Source organism: Thermoanaerobaculia bacterium, from assembly GCA_018057705.1.
GTDB lineage: Bacteria > Acidobacteriota > Thermoanaerobaculia > Multivoradales > JAGPDF01 > JAGPDF01.
The window spans coordinates 1-17585 of sequence record JAGPDF010000053.1 but is presented as its reverse complement, the minus strand read 5'-3'; the positions used below and the strand labels follow the sequence as shown (position 1 = coordinate 17585).

General features: G+C 68.2%; 16 protein-coding genes and 1 pseudogene. 5 read left to right on the top strand and 12 right to left on the bottom strand.

Translation table 11 applies throughout. The annotated features are described in order from the left end of the window. Positions 1 to 75 precede the first annotated feature (75 nt). The 3 genes from KBI44_15070 to KBI44_15060 all read left to right on the top strand — a co-directional run bounded on the left by KBI44_15070 (position 76) and on the right by KBI44_15060 (position 1578). Positions 76 to 471, top strand: coding sequence for a hypothetical protein (locus tag KBI44_15070; protein ID MBP9145802.1), 396 nt, complete (start codon positions 76 to 78; stop codon positions 469 to 471). Positions 472 to 591: 120 nt separating this feature from the next. Continuing rightward, complete coding sequence (locus KBI44_15065) at positions 592 to 960, top strand: hypothetical protein (GenBank protein MBP9145801.1); 369 nt, start codon at positions 592 to 594, stop codon at positions 958 to 960. Between the two features lie 72 nt (positions 961 to 1032). Further along, on the top strand, positions 1033 to 1578 hold the full coding sequence (locus KBI44_15060) for a DUF4256 domain-containing protein (GenBank protein ID MBP9145800.1): 546 nt from the start codon (positions 1033 to 1035) through the stop codon (positions 1576 to 1578). A gap of 190 nt (positions 1579 to 1768) precedes the next feature. Here the strand turns inward: KBI44_15060 and KBI44_15055 are convergent, their stop codons facing one another. The 3 genes and pseudogenes from KBI44_15055 to KBI44_15045 all read right to left on the bottom strand — a co-directional run bounded on the left by KBI44_15055 (position 1769) and on the right by KBI44_15045 (position 6005). After that, positions 1769 to 4027 carry an MMPL family transporter gene (locus KBI44_15055; protein ID MBP9145799.1) on the bottom strand — a complete coding sequence of 753 codons (2259 nt, stop codon included), beginning with the start codon at positions 4025 to 4027 and terminating at the stop codon, positions 1769 to 1771. Positions 4028 to 4158: 131 nt separating this feature from the next. Next, positions 4159 to 5223: pseudogene (locus KBI44_15050) on the bottom strand (FAD-dependent monooxygenase). Continuing rightward, on the bottom strand, positions 5220 to 6005 hold the full coding sequence (locus KBI44_15045; GenBank protein ID MBP9145798.1) for a glycosyltransferase family 2 protein: 786 nt from the start codon (positions 6003 to 6005) through the stop codon (positions 5220 to 5222). Before KBI44_15045 ends, KBI44_15050 begins: the two are co-directional and overlap by 4 nt. Before the next feature lie 126 nt (positions 6006 to 6131). Between KBI44_15045 and KBI44_15040 the strand changes: the two genes are divergently transcribed. Beyond that, complete coding sequence (locus KBI44_15040) at positions 6132 to 9470, top strand: protein kinase (protein ID MBP9145797.1); 3339 nt, start codon at positions 6132 to 6134, stop codon at positions 9468 to 9470. A 7-nt stretch (positions 9471 to 9477) separates the two neighbouring features. On the opposite strand, the gene KBI44_15035 is transcribed toward KBI44_15040, so the two are convergent. The 9 genes from KBI44_15035 to KBI44_14995 form a co-directional block, all read right to left on the bottom strand. Next, positions 9478 to 10473 (bottom strand): nuclear transport factor 2 family protein, encoded by a 996-nt coding sequence (locus KBI44_15035; GenBank protein ID MBP9145796.1) that lies wholly within the window; start codon positions 10471 to 10473, stop codon positions 9478 to 9480. A 109-nt stretch (positions 10474 to 10582) separates the two neighbouring features. Next, the gene (locus KBI44_15030) at positions 10583 to 11260 is read right to left on the bottom strand and encodes a sulfite exporter TauE/SafE family protein (GenBank protein MBP9145795.1); all 678 of its coding nucleotides are present in this window, start codon (positions 11258 to 11260) and stop codon (positions 10583 to 10585) included. Positions 11261 to 11655: 395 nt separating this feature from the next. Then, on the bottom strand, positions 11656 to 12132 hold the full coding sequence (locus KBI44_15025) for a hypothetical protein (GenBank protein ID MBP9145794.1): 477 nt from the start codon (positions 12130 to 12132) through the stop codon (positions 11656 to 11658). Positions 12133 to 12333: 201 nt separating this feature from the next. After that, positions 12334 to 12909: an AraC family ligand binding domain-containing protein gene (locus KBI44_15020; protein ID MBP9145793.1), complete on the bottom strand. Its 576-nt coding sequence runs from the start codon at positions 12907 to 12909 to the stop codon at positions 12334 to 12336. A gap of 232 nt (positions 12910 to 13141) precedes the next feature. Then, a complete protein-coding gene (locus tag KBI44_15015; protein ID MBP9145792.1) occupies positions 13142 to 13396 on the bottom strand; it encodes a hypothetical protein in 255 nt (84 codons plus the stop codon). Between the two features lie 430 nt (positions 13397 to 13826). Then, complete coding sequence (locus KBI44_15010) at positions 13827 to 14042, bottom strand: type II toxin-antitoxin system HicB family antitoxin (GenBank protein ID MBP9145791.1); 216 nt, start codon at positions 14040 to 14042, stop codon at positions 13827 to 13829. A 4-nt stretch (positions 14043 to 14046) separates the two neighbouring features. After that, positions 14047 to 14244: a type II toxin-antitoxin system HicA family toxin gene (locus KBI44_15005; GenBank protein MBP9145790.1), complete on the bottom strand. Its 198-nt coding sequence runs from the start codon at positions 14242 to 14244 to the stop codon at positions 14047 to 14049. 168 nt (positions 14245 to 14412) lie between these two features. Then, on the bottom strand, positions 14413 to 14868 hold the full coding sequence (locus KBI44_15000; GenBank protein MBP9145789.1) for an ester cyclase: 456 nt from the start codon (positions 14866 to 14868) through the stop codon (positions 14413 to 14415). A gap of 852 nt (positions 14869 to 15720) precedes the next feature. Continuing rightward, a complete protein-coding gene (locus tag KBI44_14995; protein MBP9145788.1) occupies positions 15721 to 16206 on the bottom strand; it encodes a nuclear transport factor 2 family protein in 486 nt (161 codons plus the stop codon). Between the two features lie 212 nt (positions 16207 to 16418). Here KBI44_14995 and KBI44_14990 point away from each other — a divergent pair, with 212 nt between their 5' ends. After that, complete coding sequence (locus tag KBI44_14990; GenBank protein MBP9145787.1) at positions 16419 to 16778, top strand: hypothetical protein; 360 nt, start codon at positions 16419 to 16421, stop codon at positions 16776 to 16778. The last annotated feature ends 807 nt before the right edge of the window (positions 16779 to 17585 follow it).

Here is a 17585-nt window from a genome sequence, read left to right as displayed (position 1 = left end):
GACGGCGCGGGCGGAAGGGTGCCAGTACCGTCGGCGAAATCACGCCGACGCGCCATCGAGAAAGGCGTCGAGCCGATGAAGAGTGGTCCGAACGGGTTGCTCTCCCTGAGTGCCGCGACCTATTTCGCGGCAGCGATTCCGCTGCTCTTCGCTCCCGAGGAGACGAGTGCGCTCCTCGGCGGTTCCGTCGCCCTTGGCCAGATCGCGATCCTGCAGGTCCTGGGCAGCGCGCTGCTCGGCTTCGCGCTGCTCAACTGGTCCAACCGCTACTCGCGGTTGGGGGGCATCTACGGCAGGCCCCTCGTTCTGGCGAACCTCGCGCACGCGATGACCGCTTTCCTGCTTCTGGTGCGCGCCGCTGCCCGGGACCCCGGGTTTCTTCCGGTGGCGCTGCCGACGGCGGTCTACCTGCTGCTCGCCCTGGCCTTCGCGAGCCGGTTGTTCGTCGCGCCCCGCCCGGACACGGAGTGACGCGCCTCTCCCGGCCCGCCTCATGCGTCGCTCGGCCCGGTTGATTCCGTCCGGCGGGTCGTCGGATCATTGACGACGACGGCAAGCGGGCTCGCGCCCCCGCGCCGCGAAGTTCACGATCTGCTGGTCGGCAGCTCCGGGCCTGGAGGCAGAGGATCTGTGCTCATCGCGATCAAGCTCCTGCACACCTTCGTCTGGGTGCTCTTCGTCGCCTGCATTCTCGGCATCTTCGTGGGCGCGCGACAGGGGCGGTTCGATCTGGTGGTGATCCTCGTGGCGGTCGTCCTGGGCGAGGTGCTCGTTCTCGTGCTCAACCGGATGCGGTGTCCACTGACCGGCGTGGCGGCGCGTTACACTTCCGCGCGCGCCGACAACTTCGATATCTTCCTGCCACTCTGGCTCGCCCGGCACAACAAGACGGTCTTCGGTACGCTCTATCTCGTCGGCATTCTCTACGCACTCGTCGAGTGGGCGCGCTCCGCCCCATGACCCTTCGCCGCCGCCCGGCCTGCGGGTGACAATCCCGAGCGGTCGACCGAACAGGAGGACACCGCGATGACCATGAAGCCGAAAGAACGCGAAGCGCTGCTCCGGACATTGCAGACGCGATTCGAGAAGAACATGCGCCGGCATGAGGGCGTTTCGTGGGCGCAGGTGCAGGCCCGGCTCGAAGGCAAGGGCAAGGCACTCGAGTCGCTTCTGGCGATGGAGGCCACAGGGGGTGAGCCGGATGTTGTCGCAGGGGGCGGACGGAGCGGCGAGCTCCGCTTCTGCGACTGCTCGCCGGAGAGCCCCGTCGGCCGCAGGAGCGTCTGCTACGACGCCGAGTCGCGAGTCGCGCGCAAAGAGCACCGGCCCGAGAGCAGCGCGCTCGAGATGGCTGCGGCGATGGGGACGGAGCTTCTGACCGAGGAGGAGTATCGGGAGCTGCAGGAGCTCGGTGAGTTCGACCTCAAGACGTCGAGCTGGATCGCGACTCCCGCCGGAGTGCGAGGGCTCGGCGGCGCCCTCTTCTGCGATCGTCGCTACGGCAAGGTCTTCGTCTACCACAACGGTGCGCAGTCCTACTACGCCGCCCGCGGCTTCCGCACCCGGCTGCGGGTCTGAATCGCGCGCGCGCAAGGCACCGCCGACCGTCCCCTGCGCCACCTCTCCACGCGAGTCCTTGCCGGGCGGCGCGGTGCAGAGCGTCTACGAGATCGAAGCTCCCGCGCCCCGGGCAGGCGGCTGATCGACTCTGCCGGGCAGCCGCGCGAAGGCGAGCCGACCGCGCAGCCCTGGCGGCCGGAGCTGCGGCTCAATCCGCGCGCGGCTCCTGGCCCTGCGATCCAACTACCGAACGGCTCATGTCGCTGCGTCCGAAGAGCGCCGGCACCAGCGTGAAGTCGGCGAGCACGGCGATCATGATGGCGATCGCCGAGAGCAGGCCGAAACGCGCCGTCGGTGCGAAGCCGGAGAGCGCGCAGACCCCGAAGCCGCTGGCGAGGATGACGCCGGTCAACAGGTAGGCCGGCGCGGTCTTCTCCATCCGGTCGGCGACCGCGCCGCGCTCCCCGAGCTCGGCGCGCAGCTCGCGGTAGTGCGCCAGGGTGTGGATCGTGTCGTCCACCACCAGGCCGAGGGTGATCGAGGCGACCATCACCGTCGCGATGTCGAGCGGCACGCCGAACCAACCCATGCCGCCGAGAATCACCAGCACCGGCCAGAGGTTCGGCACCAGGGCGTAGAAGGTGCCCTTGGCGTCGCGCAGCAGAATGTAGAAGGTGATCGCCAGCACCGGCAGCGTCAGCAGCAGCGACAGCGCCAGCGTCGAGAGGAGATAGCGCTGCATCGCGAGCAGCAGAGGGTACTGGCCGGTGAGCTCGATGGCCGCGCCCGGCAGCGCCTGCCGCGCGACCGCGAGCGCCCGCGCTGCCAGCGGATCGACGCGCGTGAAGCCTTCGGTCGGCACGAACAGCGTCAGGCGCGTTTCGCTGCCGTCGACGGCGAGAAAGCGCCCGAGAGCGCGGCTGCCGGTCGTGTCGGCGCGCACCAGCGGCAGGATCCTCTCGCGGAGCTCTTCCGGCTGGAACGCGCGGGCGAGCGGGCTCGAGCTCGCGACGTCGTCGAGCAGATCGGTCGCCCCCACGACCGAGAGTACGCCCGGAATCTGGCGGAGTGCCCGGCCAAGCTCGGCGAGCGCGGCGAGCGGGCGCTCGGCGAGAAACTCCCCCGCCCCGCCGGTCACGACGAGCTCGAGCGCCGAGAGCCCGATGCCGCGGCGCTCGACGCTCTCGATGCCGGCCCGCACGGGGTGCTCCGGAGCGAGATAGTGCAGGGCGTTGCTCGCCACCGACAGGCGCGGCAAGCCGGCGGCTGCGACGAGCGCCAGCCCGGCGTAGATCGCCAGTACCCAGGCGCGGTGATCGGCGGCGAGCTCGGTCACCCGGCGCCCGAGGCTCTGCAGACGCAGCTCGAAGGCGCGCTCGGGCAGGGCGGCGCGGCGCGCCATCGTGCGGGCAAGCAGACACGGCAGCAGCGTGAACGCCGCCGCGCCGGAGAAGGCGAGGCCGAGCCCTGCCCAGAGGCCGAGCGTGCGGATCGGCGCCACCGGCGTCACCGCGAGCGAGGCGAAGCCGGCGAGCGTCGAGACCGTGGTCCAGAAGAGCGCCCGACCCTTGTCGCGATAGGTGGCGAGCGTCGCGGCGATCGCGCTCTCGCCATCCGGACCCTGGGAAGCCTCGATATCGCGGCAGCGCAGCATCAGATGCACGGCAGAGGCGAGGGCGATGACGAAGAGGATGGGCGGCAGGATGGCGACGACGAGATTGAGCTTGACGCCGGCGTAGCCCATCGCGCCAAGCACCACGATCTCGACCGTGGCGACGAACGCGAGCGGCAGCACGACCGCCCCGGCCTCGCGAAAGGTGGCCGCGAGGAGGAGCGCAGCGAGCGCCAGCAGGAGCGGAAAGTAGACGCGTTCGACCTCGCGCCCCGAGGCGTTCAGGGCGCGCTGGAACATCGCTTCGCCGACCATCGTCACGACGACGCCGGCGGGCGGCGCGGCGATCCGGCGCTCGAGCTCGCTGAGCAGCCCCTCCTGCCGGGCGCCCAGATGGCGCTCGAGCTCGAGCAGGATCGACACCTCTTCGCCGGTCGCACTGACGAACCCGGCCGCACGATCCAGCGGATTCCCGAGCAGCAGGTCGCGAAACGTCCGCGGATCCGCGGGCGGAAACGCGGGCAGACGCATCCGGTGGTGGCCGACCGGGCCGGTCACGTTGCGCACGCCGTCGAGCCGCGCCGACTCCTCCTCGAGGCGGGCGAGGAAGGCGAGCCCCTCGGAGGAGAAGAGCCCCTCCCCGGAAACCACGATGCGCAGGCCGGTATCGGAACCGAAGCGCTCGACGAACGCGTCGTAGCGGGCCACCTCGCCCGAGCCGGCGAGAAAGAAGACCGCCGCCGAGTTGTCGGTTTCGAGCCGCGCGAGGCCCGGCAGCATGGCGACGACGAGCAGGGCGAAGAGGCCCTGCACCGTCCGGCGGCGGGCGAGGACGGCGGCGACGAAGGCGTTCATGCTGGCGTCGCGCGGCCCGGCGCGAGGCCCGCCGGCAGAGGGCGGGCGAGGCGACCGCAGAGCCGCAGCGCGCGGCCGACGAGGAGCTCGCGCAGCGGGCGCCGGGCGCCGAGCAGGCCGAGGAAGTTTCCGAACAGGACCGGGTCGGCGGCGAGCGCGGCGACCAGCCGGCGGCGCAGCCAGGGGCGCCGCGCGATCGCGAGCAGGAGTCGGGTGAGGCCGGAAGGCAGCGCGATGAGTCGGGGAAGGCGCCGCGCGTAGTGCGTGAGGTCGTCCGCCGCCAGGGCTTCGCCAAGCAGGAGCGCTGACTCGAAGCCGAGCGACAGCCCCTCACCGGTCAACGCATCGACGTAACCCGCGGCGTCGCCGACCAGTGCGATCCGTCCGCCGCCGGCGACGGCGCCGCGCGTCCGCTGGCGGAAGGGCCCCGCGCCGTGATCCCGGCCGAGAGCGGTGCCTCCGGCGAGCCGCTCGGCGAGCCCGGGAGGGAAGCGTGTCGTCAGGAGCTCGTCGAAGCCGCCTTTGCCGCCGCTCCAGAGGATCGCGACGCCGATCTCGTCGGGGGCGAGCGGCGTGAGGTACGCCTCGGCGGCGGCGCCGAAGACGACCTCGACCCGTTCCATTTCCAATGCCGGCGCAAGGCGCAGGTGGCGCGTGACGCCGAAGCGCGCCCTGGGATCCCATGCGGCGGCGCCGGTCCCCTCTTTGGCAACCTCGAGACCCGCCGCGCGGCGGAGCCCCGAGCGCAGCCCGTCGGCGCCGACCACGAAGCGGCAGGGCCAGCTGGCCGTCGCAGTGCGCACTTGCCCGGCCCGGGCGGACTCGACACGGCTCCCCCAGACGAGCTCGACCCCGACCTCGGCGGCGCGCTCGACCATGGCGGCGTGGAGCTCGGTCCGCCGGATGCCGCGGCCGGCGCCGCCCGACACCGCGCCGGGAAAGTCGGCCTCGGCCACGACGCCATCCGAAAGGTAGCGGATCCCCCGGAACGGCATCGAGCGTTCCGGCATGCGCACCCCGAGCGCTGCGAGTGCCTGCACCCCGGCCGGCATCAGCCCTTCGCCGCAGGCCTTGTCGATCGGCGGCCGCTGGCGATCGACCAGCCGCACCGAGAGTCCGTGGGCGCGCGCCGCGATCGCCGCCGCGAGCCCGACCGGCCCGCCGCCCACCACGATGACATCGACGACGGCGCTCATCGACGCGGGTTCGCCCCGGCGCCCGGCGCGCCAGATGCCTGCGGCGAGGGCAGGAAGCCCGCGCGGAAGAGTCCGGCCCGGGCCAGGAAGCCGGCGAACGCCGCGCGCAGCACGCCGAAGCCGTAACGTACCGAGGGCGCGAAGTGGATCGTCGACGCTTCGGGAAAGTACTTCGTGGGGCAGGAGAGCTCGCCGACGCGGAAGCGCGCCGCGAACGCCTGCACGAGGATCTCGTTGTCGAAGACGAAATCGTCGGAGTTGCGTTCCAGGGGGAGCGCCTCCAGCACCTCGCGCCGGAAGGCCCGCAGCCCCGTGTGGTACTCCGAGAGCTTCTGGCCGAGGAGGAGGTTCTCGACCAGGGTGAGGGCGCGGTTCGCGACGTACTTGTAGAGCGGCATGCCACCGGCGAGGGCGCCGTTGCCGAGGATGCGCGAGCCGAGCACGATGTCGTACTCGCCGTAGGCGATCATCGCCGCCATCGCCGGCACCAGACGCGGCGTGTACTGGTAGTCGGGATGGAGCATGATGATGATCTCTTCGGGTCCGGCGAGCGCCGCGGCGTAGCAGCTCTTCTGGTTGCCGCCGTAGCCCCGGTTCTGCGGATGCAGGTGGGTTTCGATTCCGAGCTTCCTGGCCACCGCGACGGTGTCGTCGGCCGAGGCGTCGTCCACCAGCAGGATGCGATCGACCACCGTGCGGTCGATCTCGGCCCAGGTCGGCTCCAGGGTCGCCGCGGCGTTGTAGGCCGGCATCACGACGCAGACGCGCTTCCCCTGGATCATCGCAACCTCATTCTAGAGGGTTCCGGCGCGCTTCATCCGCCCCTTGCGGGGGGCTTCGCTGCGCGGCCTCGTGTTACGCTCGCGACTCATTTTCAGGCTGGGAGGGACCCTGAGGGGGGAGTCGTCTTGAGTGCGAGCGAGCCGCGACTGGGAGGCCTTCTCGACCGCCGCTACCGGGTCCTCGAGCGCGTCGGTGAGGGGGGTGCCGGCGTCGTCTATCGGGCGCTGCACGAGGAGATGGACCGGCCGGTCGCGATCAAGGTCCTGCTCTCGGAGCTCTTTCCCTCGCCGGTCGCCTTCGCGCGCTTTCGCCGCGAGGCCCGTGCCGCCGGCGCCCTGGTGCACCCGCACGTCGTCACGGTCTTCGACTTCGGCCGCACCGAAGAGGGCGAGCCTTACCTCGCGATGGAGTTCTGCGAGGGCGGTGCGCTCTCCGAGCGCATCGCCGACCGCGGCGCGTTGCCCGCCGCCGAGGTCGTCCACCTGCTCGGCGGCATCGCCGCGGCGGTCGACGCGGCACACCGCCAGGGGATCGTCCATCGCGACCTGAAACCCGGCAACATCCTCTTCAACGGCGGGGTCGCCAAGGTCGCCGACTTCGGCCTGGCCCGGATGCTCGACAGCGAAGACCCCGGGCTCACCGGCGGCCACGCCATCGGCTCACCGTTCTTCATGAGTCCCGAACAGTGCCAGGGGCGACCGGCCGGCACGGCGAGCGACATCTACAGCCTCGGCGTCATCGCCTACACCCTGCTCACCGGCGAGGTGCCGTTCCGCCGCGGCACGGCGCAGGAGGTCCTCCTCGCCCATCTCACCGAGGAGCCGCGGCCGCCGCACACGGTCGCGCCGCGGCTCGGCCGGGCGCTGTCGCTCGCCGTGATGCGGGCGCTCGCCAAGAATCCCGACGCGCGCCCGCCCTCCGCCGGAGAGTTTCTCGCCGGACTCGAGCGGGCGTGCGAGGAGCAGACGGACGAGAACCCGGTGCCGTTCGTCGCTGCGGCGGCGACTCCCGTCGCCCAGTCCGGCGCCGCGGCGCGCTTGCGGCGCGCGGTGCGCGACCGTTCGAGCGGCGCTCCGCCCGAGCCGATCGGGCGCGGCGAGGAGCTCGCGTGGCTCACCGAGCTCCTGGAGATGGCCGCCGCCGGCAGCGGGCAGCTCGTCACCATCGCCGGCGAGCCCGGAGCCGGCAAATCGACCCTGGCGCACGCCTTTCTGCGCCGGGCGCGGATGACCGCCCCGCGGGCCCTGCTCGCGCTCGGGCGTTCGCCGGAGCATTTCGGTTCGGCGGAGGCCTACTCCCCCTTCCTCGATGCTCTCGGGAATCTCCTCGCCGGCGGCGAGCGCGCGTGGCTCGCGCCGCGGCTCCTCGAGCTCGCGCCGACCTGGGCGGTGCATTTCCCGGGCCTCGCGACCGAAACCGACGCCGTAGCGGGCGAGGCGCTCGCCGGCATGCGTTCGCGCGACCGCATGCCCCGCGAGTTCGCGGCCTTCGTCGCGGCGATCGCAGGTAGCGGGGGCGCCGGCGCCGCGGGCCCCGCTGGCGATCCCCGCCCGCTGGTCCTGCTGCTCGAAGACCTGCAGTGGGCCGATCCGGCGAGCGTCGAGCTGCTGGTCTATCTCGCGCCGCGGCTGGAGAACCTGAAGCTGATGCTGGTCGGAACCTACCGCCCGGCCGACATCGAGTCCCAGCGCCACCCGCTGCGCGCCGCGCTCGCCAGTCTCGGCCGCGGCAACCTCCCCTGGAGCGAGATCTCCCCGGCGCCGTTCGCCGGCAGCGAGGTCGCGGCCTTCCTCGAACGCGAGCTCGGAGCGCCGCCGCCAAGAGAGCTCGTGGAGTTCGCGCTGCGCCGCACCGAGGGCAACCCGCTCTTTCTCCTGAACGTCCTCAACCACCTCCTGCAGTCGGGGGCGGTCGCCCGCGACGGCGACCGCGTGGTGCTCGCGCGCTCGCTCGACTCGATGGACAGGATCGTCCCGGAAGGGATCGTGGCGCTCATCCGCGACAAGGTCGACCGGCTCGACGACGCCGACCGCCGGATGCTCTCCGTGGCGAGCGTCGAAGGCCTCGAGTTCACCGCCGCCGTCGTGGCGCGTCTCACCGAGCGCGACGAAATGGAGATCGAAGAGCGCTTGCGGACGCTCCAGGCTGCCCATCGCCTGGTCGAGCCGATCGGCGATCTCGAGCTCGCCGGCGGCCATTCGAGCCAGCGCTACCGCTTCGTGCATTCGCTCTATCAGCACGCCTTCTACGACACCCTGGCACCGAAGCGCCGGGCCGCGAAGCACCTGCTGACCGCCGAGGCGCTGGTGGCTCTCCACGCCGGCCGGCTGGAGACGGTGCGCGTCGCCCTGGCGCTGCACTTCGAGTTGGGCCGCGATCTTCCGCGCGCCATCGAGCACACCCTGGCCGCCGCCGAGCTCGCCGCGGCGCGCAACCCGCGCGACGCGCGGCCGCTCCTCGCCAAGGCGCTCGAGCTCGCGGCGAAGCTCCCGCCCGAGGCGTCGGTGGCGCAGCGCGCCGCACTCCTGGTGCGGCTGGGCCGCCACGACGCCGAGACCGCCGAGTTCGCGGGCGACGTCGAGCTCTATGCGCGCGCCGAGCAGGCGGTCTCCGAGGCGCTGGTCCTCGAGCCCGGCTCGATCGAGGCGCGCACGGTCCTCGGCCTCATCCACCTCGAACGCGGCGAGAACGAACGCGCTTTCCTCGACTTCGCGCGCGCTGTCGAGCGCTCCCCGGCACACGCCGCCGCCTGGGACGGTCTGTCCTACCTGTTCAAGAACGCGGGGCTCTGGGCGGCGTCGCTCGCCGCGCAGCAGCGCGCGGCGGCGCTCGACGACCGCTTCGCCTATTCGATCCGCCGGCTCTCGGTGCTGATCTACGAGGGCCGCCTCGACGAGGCCCGCGCCGAGGCGTCGGCGCTGGTCGCCCGGCGGCCGAAGTTCGCGCACTACAACTACTGGCGTGGCATCGCCGCCTGGTACGCCGGCGATCACGCCGAGGCGCGCCGCTGGATCGAGCAGGCCTACGCGCTCGACCCCGCCGATCCGATCGCCCAGGGCGTCCTCGCCTTCGTCCTGGCCACCGAGCCCGGCGACCCCACCGACGCTGGCGGTATCGGCGGCATCGGTGGCATCGGTGGCATCGGCGGCACGGCGCGGGCCCGGGCGCGCGAACTGCTCGTCACCGCCGAGCCCGGCGCGGCCGCTGACGGCACGTTCACCTACTGGATCGCCAAAGTGCACGCCCTGCTGGGCGACGCCCCCGCCGCTCTCGAGTGGATCCGCAAGGCCGCGAACCTCGGCTACTGGGACGCCCCCTGGATGCGCAAGGACGCTGCCCTCGCGACGCTCCACGAGCTCCCCGACTTCGTGTCGCTCGCCGCCGAAATCGAGGCCCGCCAGCGCGCTTTCCGCGCCTTCGTCGCCAGGGAGTCGCCCGTCGGCCTGGGGCTCCTCCCGCTCTGAGCAGCGCTCAGCCCTGCCGCCGCACCAGATGATTCAGCGTGAACGCGAGCCTCCAGGCATCACCGTCCTTCGTGTAGACCGATGTCCCGTGGATCAGGGGAAACTTCTGGCCGCCGCATGTGCCTTCGAGGATTCCCTTGAAGGTCAGGATGGCCACGGTCGAAGAGAGGGAGGTGCGCGCGCCGTCGGCCACGCGAACGCTCTTCACTTCGCACGAATGCCCGGTCCAGAAGCGGAGGGTCTCGGCCTTGCCGGACGTGACGTTGCCGAAGATATCGACGAAGGCAAGGTCGTCTGCCGTCAGCTCTTCGAGGACTTTGGCGTCGCGCGCCTTCCAGCCCTCCCAGACCGCGGTTTCGATCGCCACCATCGCGGCGGTGGCAGGGTCGGCGGCGGGAGCCCCCGGCCTCGCCTCCAGCGCGGCCCCGGCGTCCTGGCTCGACGCCTCCATCTTCTTCGCTGTCTCGGCGGGGGGCGCTTCGCCGGTTCGGGGATCGAAGATCGGGTTCTCGCCGTGAAAGGCTGCCCGCCACGTCTCGCCGCTCCGGACCCAGACGGTCGCCGCCCGCACGGAGCTCAGGGCCTTCTCGGTCCTGCCATCGAGCGTGCAGGTGCCATCGACCGTGCTCCTGTAGCTGAGCACGTAGATGTCGGCATCGATCTTCGAAAGTCGCGGCTCATCGAGCGTCCAGCCGTCTTCCACATCGCACCGGACGCCGGCAACCATCTCGGTGGTTGCCGTCTTGTCCAGGCGCGCGCCGTCCGCCCCGAGCATGACGAACGGTTCGTTCAACAGCCCCGCGAAAGACGCCGCGTCACCCTTGAAATAGGCCTCGTTCGCCTCCCTCTCGAGGGCGAGCAGCGCCTCCGCGGTGGGCGTCGGCGCGACTGGCCCGGCCGCTTCGGTGCTCGCATTCTCCACCGATTCACTCGTCGGCGCCGCGCAGGCAGCAAAGAAAAGCGCCGCGACGGTAGCCCCTTGAAACAGCCCGCTTCTCTTCATGGCTCTTGTCTCCCCCCGTATGCCGTCCCGTTCGCAACTCGACCCGAGCCGGAACAACGAGACATGGATGGAATAGCGAAGTGCTCGCATCCGCAGCCGAAAGCAGAGGCTAGGCCGCGCGGACGTACTGAATCAGTGTACGCAGGCTGAGGAGACAGACCAGGACGCCGACTCCGACCATGAAGGGCTTGACTGGAACATGTCGGCACGCCCAGGCCCCCAGCGGAGCCGCCAGCAGGCCGCCCAGCGCCAGGGCCAGAATGACGGACCAGTTGCTGAGGCCGATCGTTGCCAGGAACGTGATGGACGCCGCAACGGTGACGAAGAACTCCACCGCATTCACGCTTCCAACCGTGCTCCGCACGTCATTTCCGCGCGCGATGAGCGTGCTCGCGACGATGGGCCCCCACCCGCCACCACCGACAGCGTCGACGAAGGCACCCACGAATCCGAGAGGAGCCAGATGCGTCGACACCGTTCGCGGCGGAAACTCCCGAAATGCCTTGACGATGATGATCGCCCCCATGCCGAGAAGATAGACCGCGATCACGGGCCGCATCGCCTCGCCGGGAAAGCTCGCCAACAAATAGGCGCCGACCACGGCACCCAGGACGGCGGGAACGAGCAGGCGACGGAACAGCGCCGTGTTGACGTTTCCGAAAGCCCGGTGCGAGATCGCGGAGGCTCCCGTCGAGAAGCACTCGGCCGCGTGTACCGTCGCACTCACCACCGCAGGCGGAAGTCCGAAGGACATCAACAGGCTCGAGGCCGAGACTCCATAGGCCATTCCGAGCGCACCATCGATCAGTTGCGCGACGAAGCCGGCGAGCACGAACCAGAGAAAATGACTGTCGAGTTCCAATTCAGCGATCTCCAAAGCGGCCTAACAGATCCCGAGCTCACCGGCGCATCCCAGCAGAGCCTCACCGGAGCTGCGCCTGTGAGCGGGCTCCTTTTGAGTCGTGGAGCGTAGAGTCGGCGTGCAGCGCGGACGATTGCCTGCATGAGGTCGATGCCATCCAACGCCGCCGACACAGAAGGCGACCGCTGGATCTCTTCGCTGGACCCCAACGTCCAGAAGAGCTGCCTGTCAAGAATACTCGCAAAGACGAGGCGGCGACTTCCAATGGTTGCCATCCTTGCCGGGAAGAACAACTCCGGCCTCGAGAGGTAACGGGCAATTCAACCCTTCTTCTTCGAAGCCGAACGGATGACGATCGGCCCGCGGCCGGTGCTCGGGAACGGCACGCCGCTGCGAGCGAGGGCCTCGTCGACCAGGCGCACGATCGCCGGACGGGCGAGGGTGGACGCGCTCTCCACGGAAACCCACCGCGCCTGGGTTCCGGAGCCCCGCAGCAGCTTCTCGGGATCCGGCAATCCCTTGCCACTGTTGAAGTACAGCTTCACCCCCGCAGCGTCCGCGCGGATCGCAAGCACGCCCTCGTAGCCGCGCTCGCTCGGCGAATAGCTGATGACGATCCAGTCGCGGTATTCGTACACCAGCTCATGGGCGGTCGGCAGTCGCTCGAGGAGAGACCGTCGCAGCGCGCCGACGAGCCTTACCTGCGCGGGAGCGAACCTGGCGATCAGCGCACGCAATGCGGCTTCCGCCGCCCGTCGCTCGGCCGCAGACTGAGTGTTCAGCTGTGAGGCGTTCATGATCTGAAGATGCCCCTAGAAAGCACGGTTTCGCATGATGGGTCGAGTGGTCTGCCGATCCAATCGTCCTGGATGGCGCCGGAGGTGTCGACCAGCCGGCGCACAACAACGCCGAAGGACGCTGACGATGGGAAAGGCTAGCACCTTCAGCGATCTGGACTAGCGGCCTGGAGGAACTGTCTGGCGGCGACTGAGAGGCCGTCAGTTCGATTTGCTGCGCAACTCGAGGAGCTGCTGTGGATCGATCCGAATGAGCGTGTAGAGGATCTGCTCCGTCGTGATCTCGACGAAGCCATGAGCGGTGTGCGGAGGGATGACCACAATGTCTCCTGGCCCGACCTCCTGTCGTGTCCCGCCCAGAATCACCTTGCCGAAGGCGCTCGGTCCGATGATCTGACGGACAATCGGACCGTCGAGGGGGAAGGCGGTGGGAGCTTCGAGCGTCCCCCCGGTGACGAGCACGCCCCTGCCTTCGAGGATCTGATAGACCTCGGTAATGGCGTCATGCACAATCGCATCCGGCGGCGTCTTTCCCTCCACCCGAGAGCGGCGGACGACCGAAACTCCGACGTTGTAGCTCGACTCGATCGGAACGACCCGCAGCACGGAGTCCGCGAGGGCGCCGGCAGGGTTGCGCTGCGCCTCCGCCAGGATCTCTGTCGAGCGGATCGCGGTTGCCTGCGGTGGGGCCTTCGCCGGCGCCGGCGCCGGACTTTGCGCCAGCGTGGGACTGGCTGCTGCCAAAGCGACAAGGAGGCCGAACCACCGGGTACGCATCACGTCACCTCGCTGAAGGGATGGGTTGGCGCCTGGCGGCGCAGGAGTTCCGCGGCAAGGTCCGGCCGAAGGCCCGGCTATCCGCCGCTGTAAAGTGGGGTTGGGCGATCCGTCCGCATGCACCCGAGGGGTGAAGCCGGAGGTCCAACCGACGTCGGGCAGCGCTCTCGACTGCGTCGATGTTGGACGCGTCGCGCACGGCAAGGCAGACAACGTTTGCGTACCCGCCAAGTCACTCGGATGCTTCGAGGAGGGCTCGCAGCTCGCGGGCAACGTCGTCGGGAACGAAGACGGCAGGACCCGCCTCGAGAAACGCGTCGAAGCTCTGCTCCGATGCTACTTCGCCGAAGTAGCCGCCTGCGCCTCCCGGGCGTGTCCACCACACGAGCTTGCCTTCGCAGGTGTGAACGCCGCTGGTGGACGAGCCCTCGGCCCATTCCCACGACCGTCCCGGGACAGCCGACCAGTCCTTCGATCGAGGTGCCATATGCCGGGAAGTCTACAGCTGTCGACCGGATCACCCGACGGAACGGTCCAGGAGTCCCACGATCGGAAAGCTAGCCGAATTGAAAAGACGCCGGCGCTTCTTCCCCTTCCCATTCTCTTGTTCTTTTTACGACGCCGCCCCTCCTTCGAGCCCGCAACCAACGGATCCTTCGAGGTCCACGAATCGATCGGACGGAACGAGGGCACGAAGGAGCTTCTGGGACGCCGCGGGCAAACCCCGCAGCCACGCGCCTCACGGTGCGCGACGAGCCTCGATAGGTGTTGGGTGCAGCGACGCCACGTCGCGAAACACCGAACCGCGAAGCCAAGTCAGCGACGATGAAGAGCGAGAACGTCCCGCCGGACGCGACGAGCGCAGAAGCTCGTCACAGAGAAGCTACGGGTGTTGACAGACGGGGGCCTGATAGGTGTTAGGCGGCGCCCACTTCAACGAGTGTGCCCGAGGAGGAGGGAAGTGGGATTGGCGCACCATCCTCTTTCAAACCTTCAATGTGAAGCTCGATCGCTTCACGAATCAGGACCCGAACTTCGTCCTCCGTCTCGGCGGCAGCAATGCAGCCAGGGAGATCAGGAACATAGGCTCCAAAACTCGAGTCACCCTTCTCAATGACGACTAGGTATTGCATTCGCCTACTCCTTTTCCTCGATCAGGCCGGCTTGCTTCAATGCGCTGCGCAAGGTCCCTGTCGGAACATCCACGCCTAGTCCACCAGACACGGTCACAGTTCCGCGCTTCGAAGAATGATGAAACTGCCGGTGACTCCCCCTGGTCCGCACGACGACCCACCCGTCCCTTTCAAGAAGCCGGATGAGCTCTCGGACCTTCACTCGAAGAGTATAAGGAACGGGTCAAGCGCCGTCTAACGGATCTGGAGCTGAGCGGCGCGCCACAATTGGCGGGCCGGCGAAGCCGGGCGCTGGCGCCGAACGCGTCCGCTCGAACGACTGGTCAGGCGTCAGGGCGCGCCTCGCCTCGTTCCATTGCTCCTCGCACCGCTATGTTTCGCCGCCCATATGGCCCAGTTGCGTCAACGCCGCAAGGTTGTCCCACGAGGTCCAGGTTTCCGCCACCAGCCCATCGTCGAAGCGGTGCATGCCGATGATGACAAGGTCCATCTGCCTGTGCGTCGGCGGGAATGGTCCAAACGGCCCCGCCTGTGTGCCTCTAGCTCGCGAGCGCCATGCGACGAAGTCGCCCTCACCGACCAGCCACTCGACCTCTTCGTGATAGTCCGGGAACGTGACGAAGCACGAGCTCAACCACTCGTGCATCACATTCCTCCCGCGAAGCTCCTGAAGCTCTGGAGGCATCGCCTGGGAGTGGCGGACATAATCCGAGGCGAGCGCCTCCGTGAAGCCCGCGACATTCCTGTTGCTCAGGTCCGACAGCATGCGCCGGACGGTTGCCTTGTTCGCCTCAACCTGATTCTCGCGAGCGGCACTTGGGGTCATCGTCGGCTCCTCTTTTCCGAGCGGTCGAGCATTCTTGACTGATCCGAGTGCCGCCTATCGGATCTGGAACTTAGCGGCGCGCCACCATTGGCGAACCGCGAAGCGGGCCGAGCGCGCCCAACGCGTCTGCTCGAGCGACTGGTTAGGCGACCTACCACCAGCGTACTTCAATTGGCAGACCCGTGCGCTTTAGGACCACGTCGCGAAGACGCTCGTACTCAACGACCTGTTTCTCGACTGCGAGTCGCCTATCGCGCGACTGGGAGTGCAGGACCAATCGCATGTTGAATCGACTGTAACTTAGGCGCGCAATCTCGGACCAGGTGAAAAACGACTCGGTGTTGTCACCTCGGACAGTCGAGATACCGGACTCGGAGACAACAACCTTGACGGACAGAAGGCGATACAGCCAGCGGGCGAGCGGGAACCCGAGAATCGCTACACCGAGAAGCCCAGCAAAGATCCAGAAATCTCCCGTGGTCTTCGGTGGGCTCTTCGTCGCAAGGAAAAGAACCAATGGGCCAAAGCCAGCGCAGAGCCACATCGCCATCCGCGCTTGCCCTCGGAGTTGAGGGTCATAGAAGAACTCAAGCGAAGTTGAGTCCTGCTCTTCAGCGTTCACAAGGTCGCCTAACGGATCATGAGCTCAGCCGCGCGCCCCACAGCGTTCACCGAGCGAAGCGAGCCGTGGCGCAACAGGCGCGTCGGCTGCAGCGAATGGTTAGGCGACTGCCTGCGAAGCTTAGTGACAGGCAAGAATGAGTTCCTCGCGGCGCTCTGGCACTGCGCCGCACCAGCGATCAACCCTGAGAATCTCGAACTCTCGTTCCTGGGAAAATTGAGCATCAGCGGTCAAGGAGAGTGCTTCGATGCTCTTGGCTGCATCTGTAGCGCGAGCATGCGCCATTCACCCTCACGCTTGACATAGGTGGACGTGTACCGCATTGACGACACTCGTTCAGAACCTCCGGGAGACTGGAAACGAAGGTCGGAGGTGCCGAAGACAAGAGCAACGTCTCCTTCGACCAACACGGCACGCTCGCGAAGAGTCTGCCCGACCATGTTCAGCTTGAGAACGGATTGGATCAGTTCTTCTCTTCCAGTGGTCAAGCCGTTGCTGGAGTTGAGAACGAAGCGCTCATCGACGAGCCGCCGAAGTGCCGCCTCGTCTCGGTCGATCTCGGCGGCAACGTACTCGTCCTCTGCGGCTAGGACGTTGGCCGCTTCTTCGTTTGCGGAGAGGTCGGCAGAGGGAGGCGGAGCAGACTCCGGTTCCGCTGCTAAGGACCTGGCGGCGAACAAAAACGCCAAAGACAGTAGGAGCAATTTTGCGCTCATTCCGACCCCCGATGCGTAGTGACCGCAAATGTTGCGACTGTCGCCTAACGGATCGCGAGTTGAGCGGCGCGCCAGGACTGACGCCCCGCGAAGCGGGGCGCGGGCGCCCAACGCGTCCGCTCGAACGAGTTGAAGCTCATGCAGGCCTCCTTTGGGGCTACCCACGCGGTAGCTTTGAGGATGTCGAATAACCCTTCCAAAGGAGGCACTGCATGCGATTGTACTCCCGGACTCACGACGTCAGCTGCGGCATCGATCTCCACGCGCGGACGATGTATCTCTGCGTCCTCGATCGCGCGGGGCAGACACTGCGAAGCGAATCTGCCGGCAAGCTCGGCGGCTCGCGCGGGCGAAAGCAAGGCAACGTCCACTTGAAGTGGGCCTTCTCCGAAGCCGCCGTTCTCCTGCTGCGCAACAACCCGCGCGCCCAGAAGCTTCACTCGCGACTCGTCGCCAGATTCGGCAAGGCGAGAGCGCTCTCGGTGCTCGCTCACAAGCTCGGTCGCGCTGTCTTCCACATGCAGAAGCGTCAGCAGCCGTTCGACGCCGAGAGGTTCTATCGCGAGGCTTGATCGATTCGGGAGGAGCGCCGGCGAGCTCATCGTCTAAGGAGAGTCGCTTTCGATCCGAGCTCCAAAAGGACCGCACGAGGCCCAGAGCCCTGGGAGTAGTCGAGCCCGCGAACGGTCTAGGCGTCCCAAGATCGGACAGCTTGCCGACTTGAAGAGACGCCGGCGCTTCCTCCCTTTCATTTTTCGCCTTCACCGACGCTGCCCCTCCTCCGAGCCCGCAACCAACGGATCCCTCGAGGTCCACGAATCGATCGGACGGAACGACGGAACGAGGGCACGAAAGAGCTTCTGGGACGCCGCGGGACAACCCCGCAGACACGCGCTAGACGGCGCGCGAAGAGCCTCGATAGGTGTTGGGTGCAGCGACGACACGTCGCGAAACACCGAACCGCGAAGCCAAGTCAGCGACGATGAAGATCGAGAACGTCCAGCCGGACGCGACGAGCGCAGAAGCTCGTCACAGAGAAGCTACGGGTGTTGACAGACGGGGGCCTGATAGGGGTTATGCCTACCGGCCACGAATGCCCCCCGCCCACCGAACCGACCCACACCTGTTGGCTGCGACAGCGACCACAACCGACGGCCGCACTGCGTTGCCGAAACCGCAGGCAGCGCTGGATGCGTGCAGCCAGCGTTGATTGCTTGAAAACAAGAAAGCCTTCTCCAGGCTTCGATGCCCACGGCTGACCCAGCCGAGAGAGAGTGTGGATGCGCGAGCCGCGTTGCAGAAGTCATCGCCCTCTACCCGGAGGTATAACGGACCTGGAGCTGAGCGGCGCGCCACCATTGGCGACCCGCGAAGCGGAC

Bases quoted from the DNA above. Each gene is read 5' to 3' on its own strand.
- KBI44_15045 (MBP9145798.1), bottom strand. From the start codon at position 6,005: ATGATCCAGGGGAAGCGCGTCTGCGTCGTGATGCCGGCCTACAACGCC.
- KBI44_15015 (MBP9145792.1), bottom strand. From the start codon at position 13,396: ATGGCACCTCGATCGAAGGACTGGTCGGCTGTCCCGGGACGGTCGTGG.
- KBI44_15000 (MBP9145789.1), bottom strand. From the start codon at position 14,868: ATGACCCCAAGTGCCGCTCGCGAGAATCAGGTTGAGGCGAACAAGGCA.
- KBI44_15060 (MBP9145800.1), top strand. From the start codon at position 1,033: ATGAAGCCGAAAGAACGCGAAGCGCTGCTCCGGACATTGCAGACGCGA.
- KBI44_15035 (MBP9145796.1), bottom strand. From the start codon at position 10,473: ATGAAGAGAAGCGGGCTGTTTCAAGGGGCTACCGTCGCGGCGCTTTTC.
- KBI44_15020 (MBP9145793.1), bottom strand. From the start codon at position 12,909: ATGCGTACCCGGTGGTTCGGCCTCCTTGTCGCTTTGGCAGCAGCCAGT.
- KBI44_15010 (MBP9145791.1), bottom strand. From the start codon at position 14,042: ATGCAATACCTAGTCGTCATTGAGAAGGGTGACTCGAGTTTTGGAGCC.
- KBI44_14990 (MBP9145787.1), top strand. From the start codon at position 16,419: ATGCGATTGTACTCCCGGACTCACGACGTCAGCTGCGGCATCGATCTC.
- KBI44_14995 (MBP9145788.1), bottom strand. From the start codon at position 16,206: ATGAGCGCAAAATTGCTCCTACTGTCTTTGGCGTTTTTGTTCGCCGCC.
- KBI44_15055 (MBP9145799.1), bottom strand. From the start codon at position 4,027: ATGAACGCCTTCGTCGCCGCCGTCCTCGCCCGCCGCCGGACGGTGCAG.
- KBI44_15025 (MBP9145794.1), bottom strand. From the start codon at position 12,132: ATGAACGCCTCACAGCTGAACACTCAGTCTGCGGCCGAGCGACGGGCG.
- KBI44_15070 (MBP9145802.1), top strand. From the start codon at position 76: ATGAAGAGTGGTCCGAACGGGTTGCTCTCCCTGAGTGCCGCGACCTAT.
- KBI44_15030 (MBP9145795.1), bottom strand. From the start codon at position 11,260: ATGGCCTATGGAGTCTCGGCCTCGAGCCTGTTGATGTCCTTCGGACTT.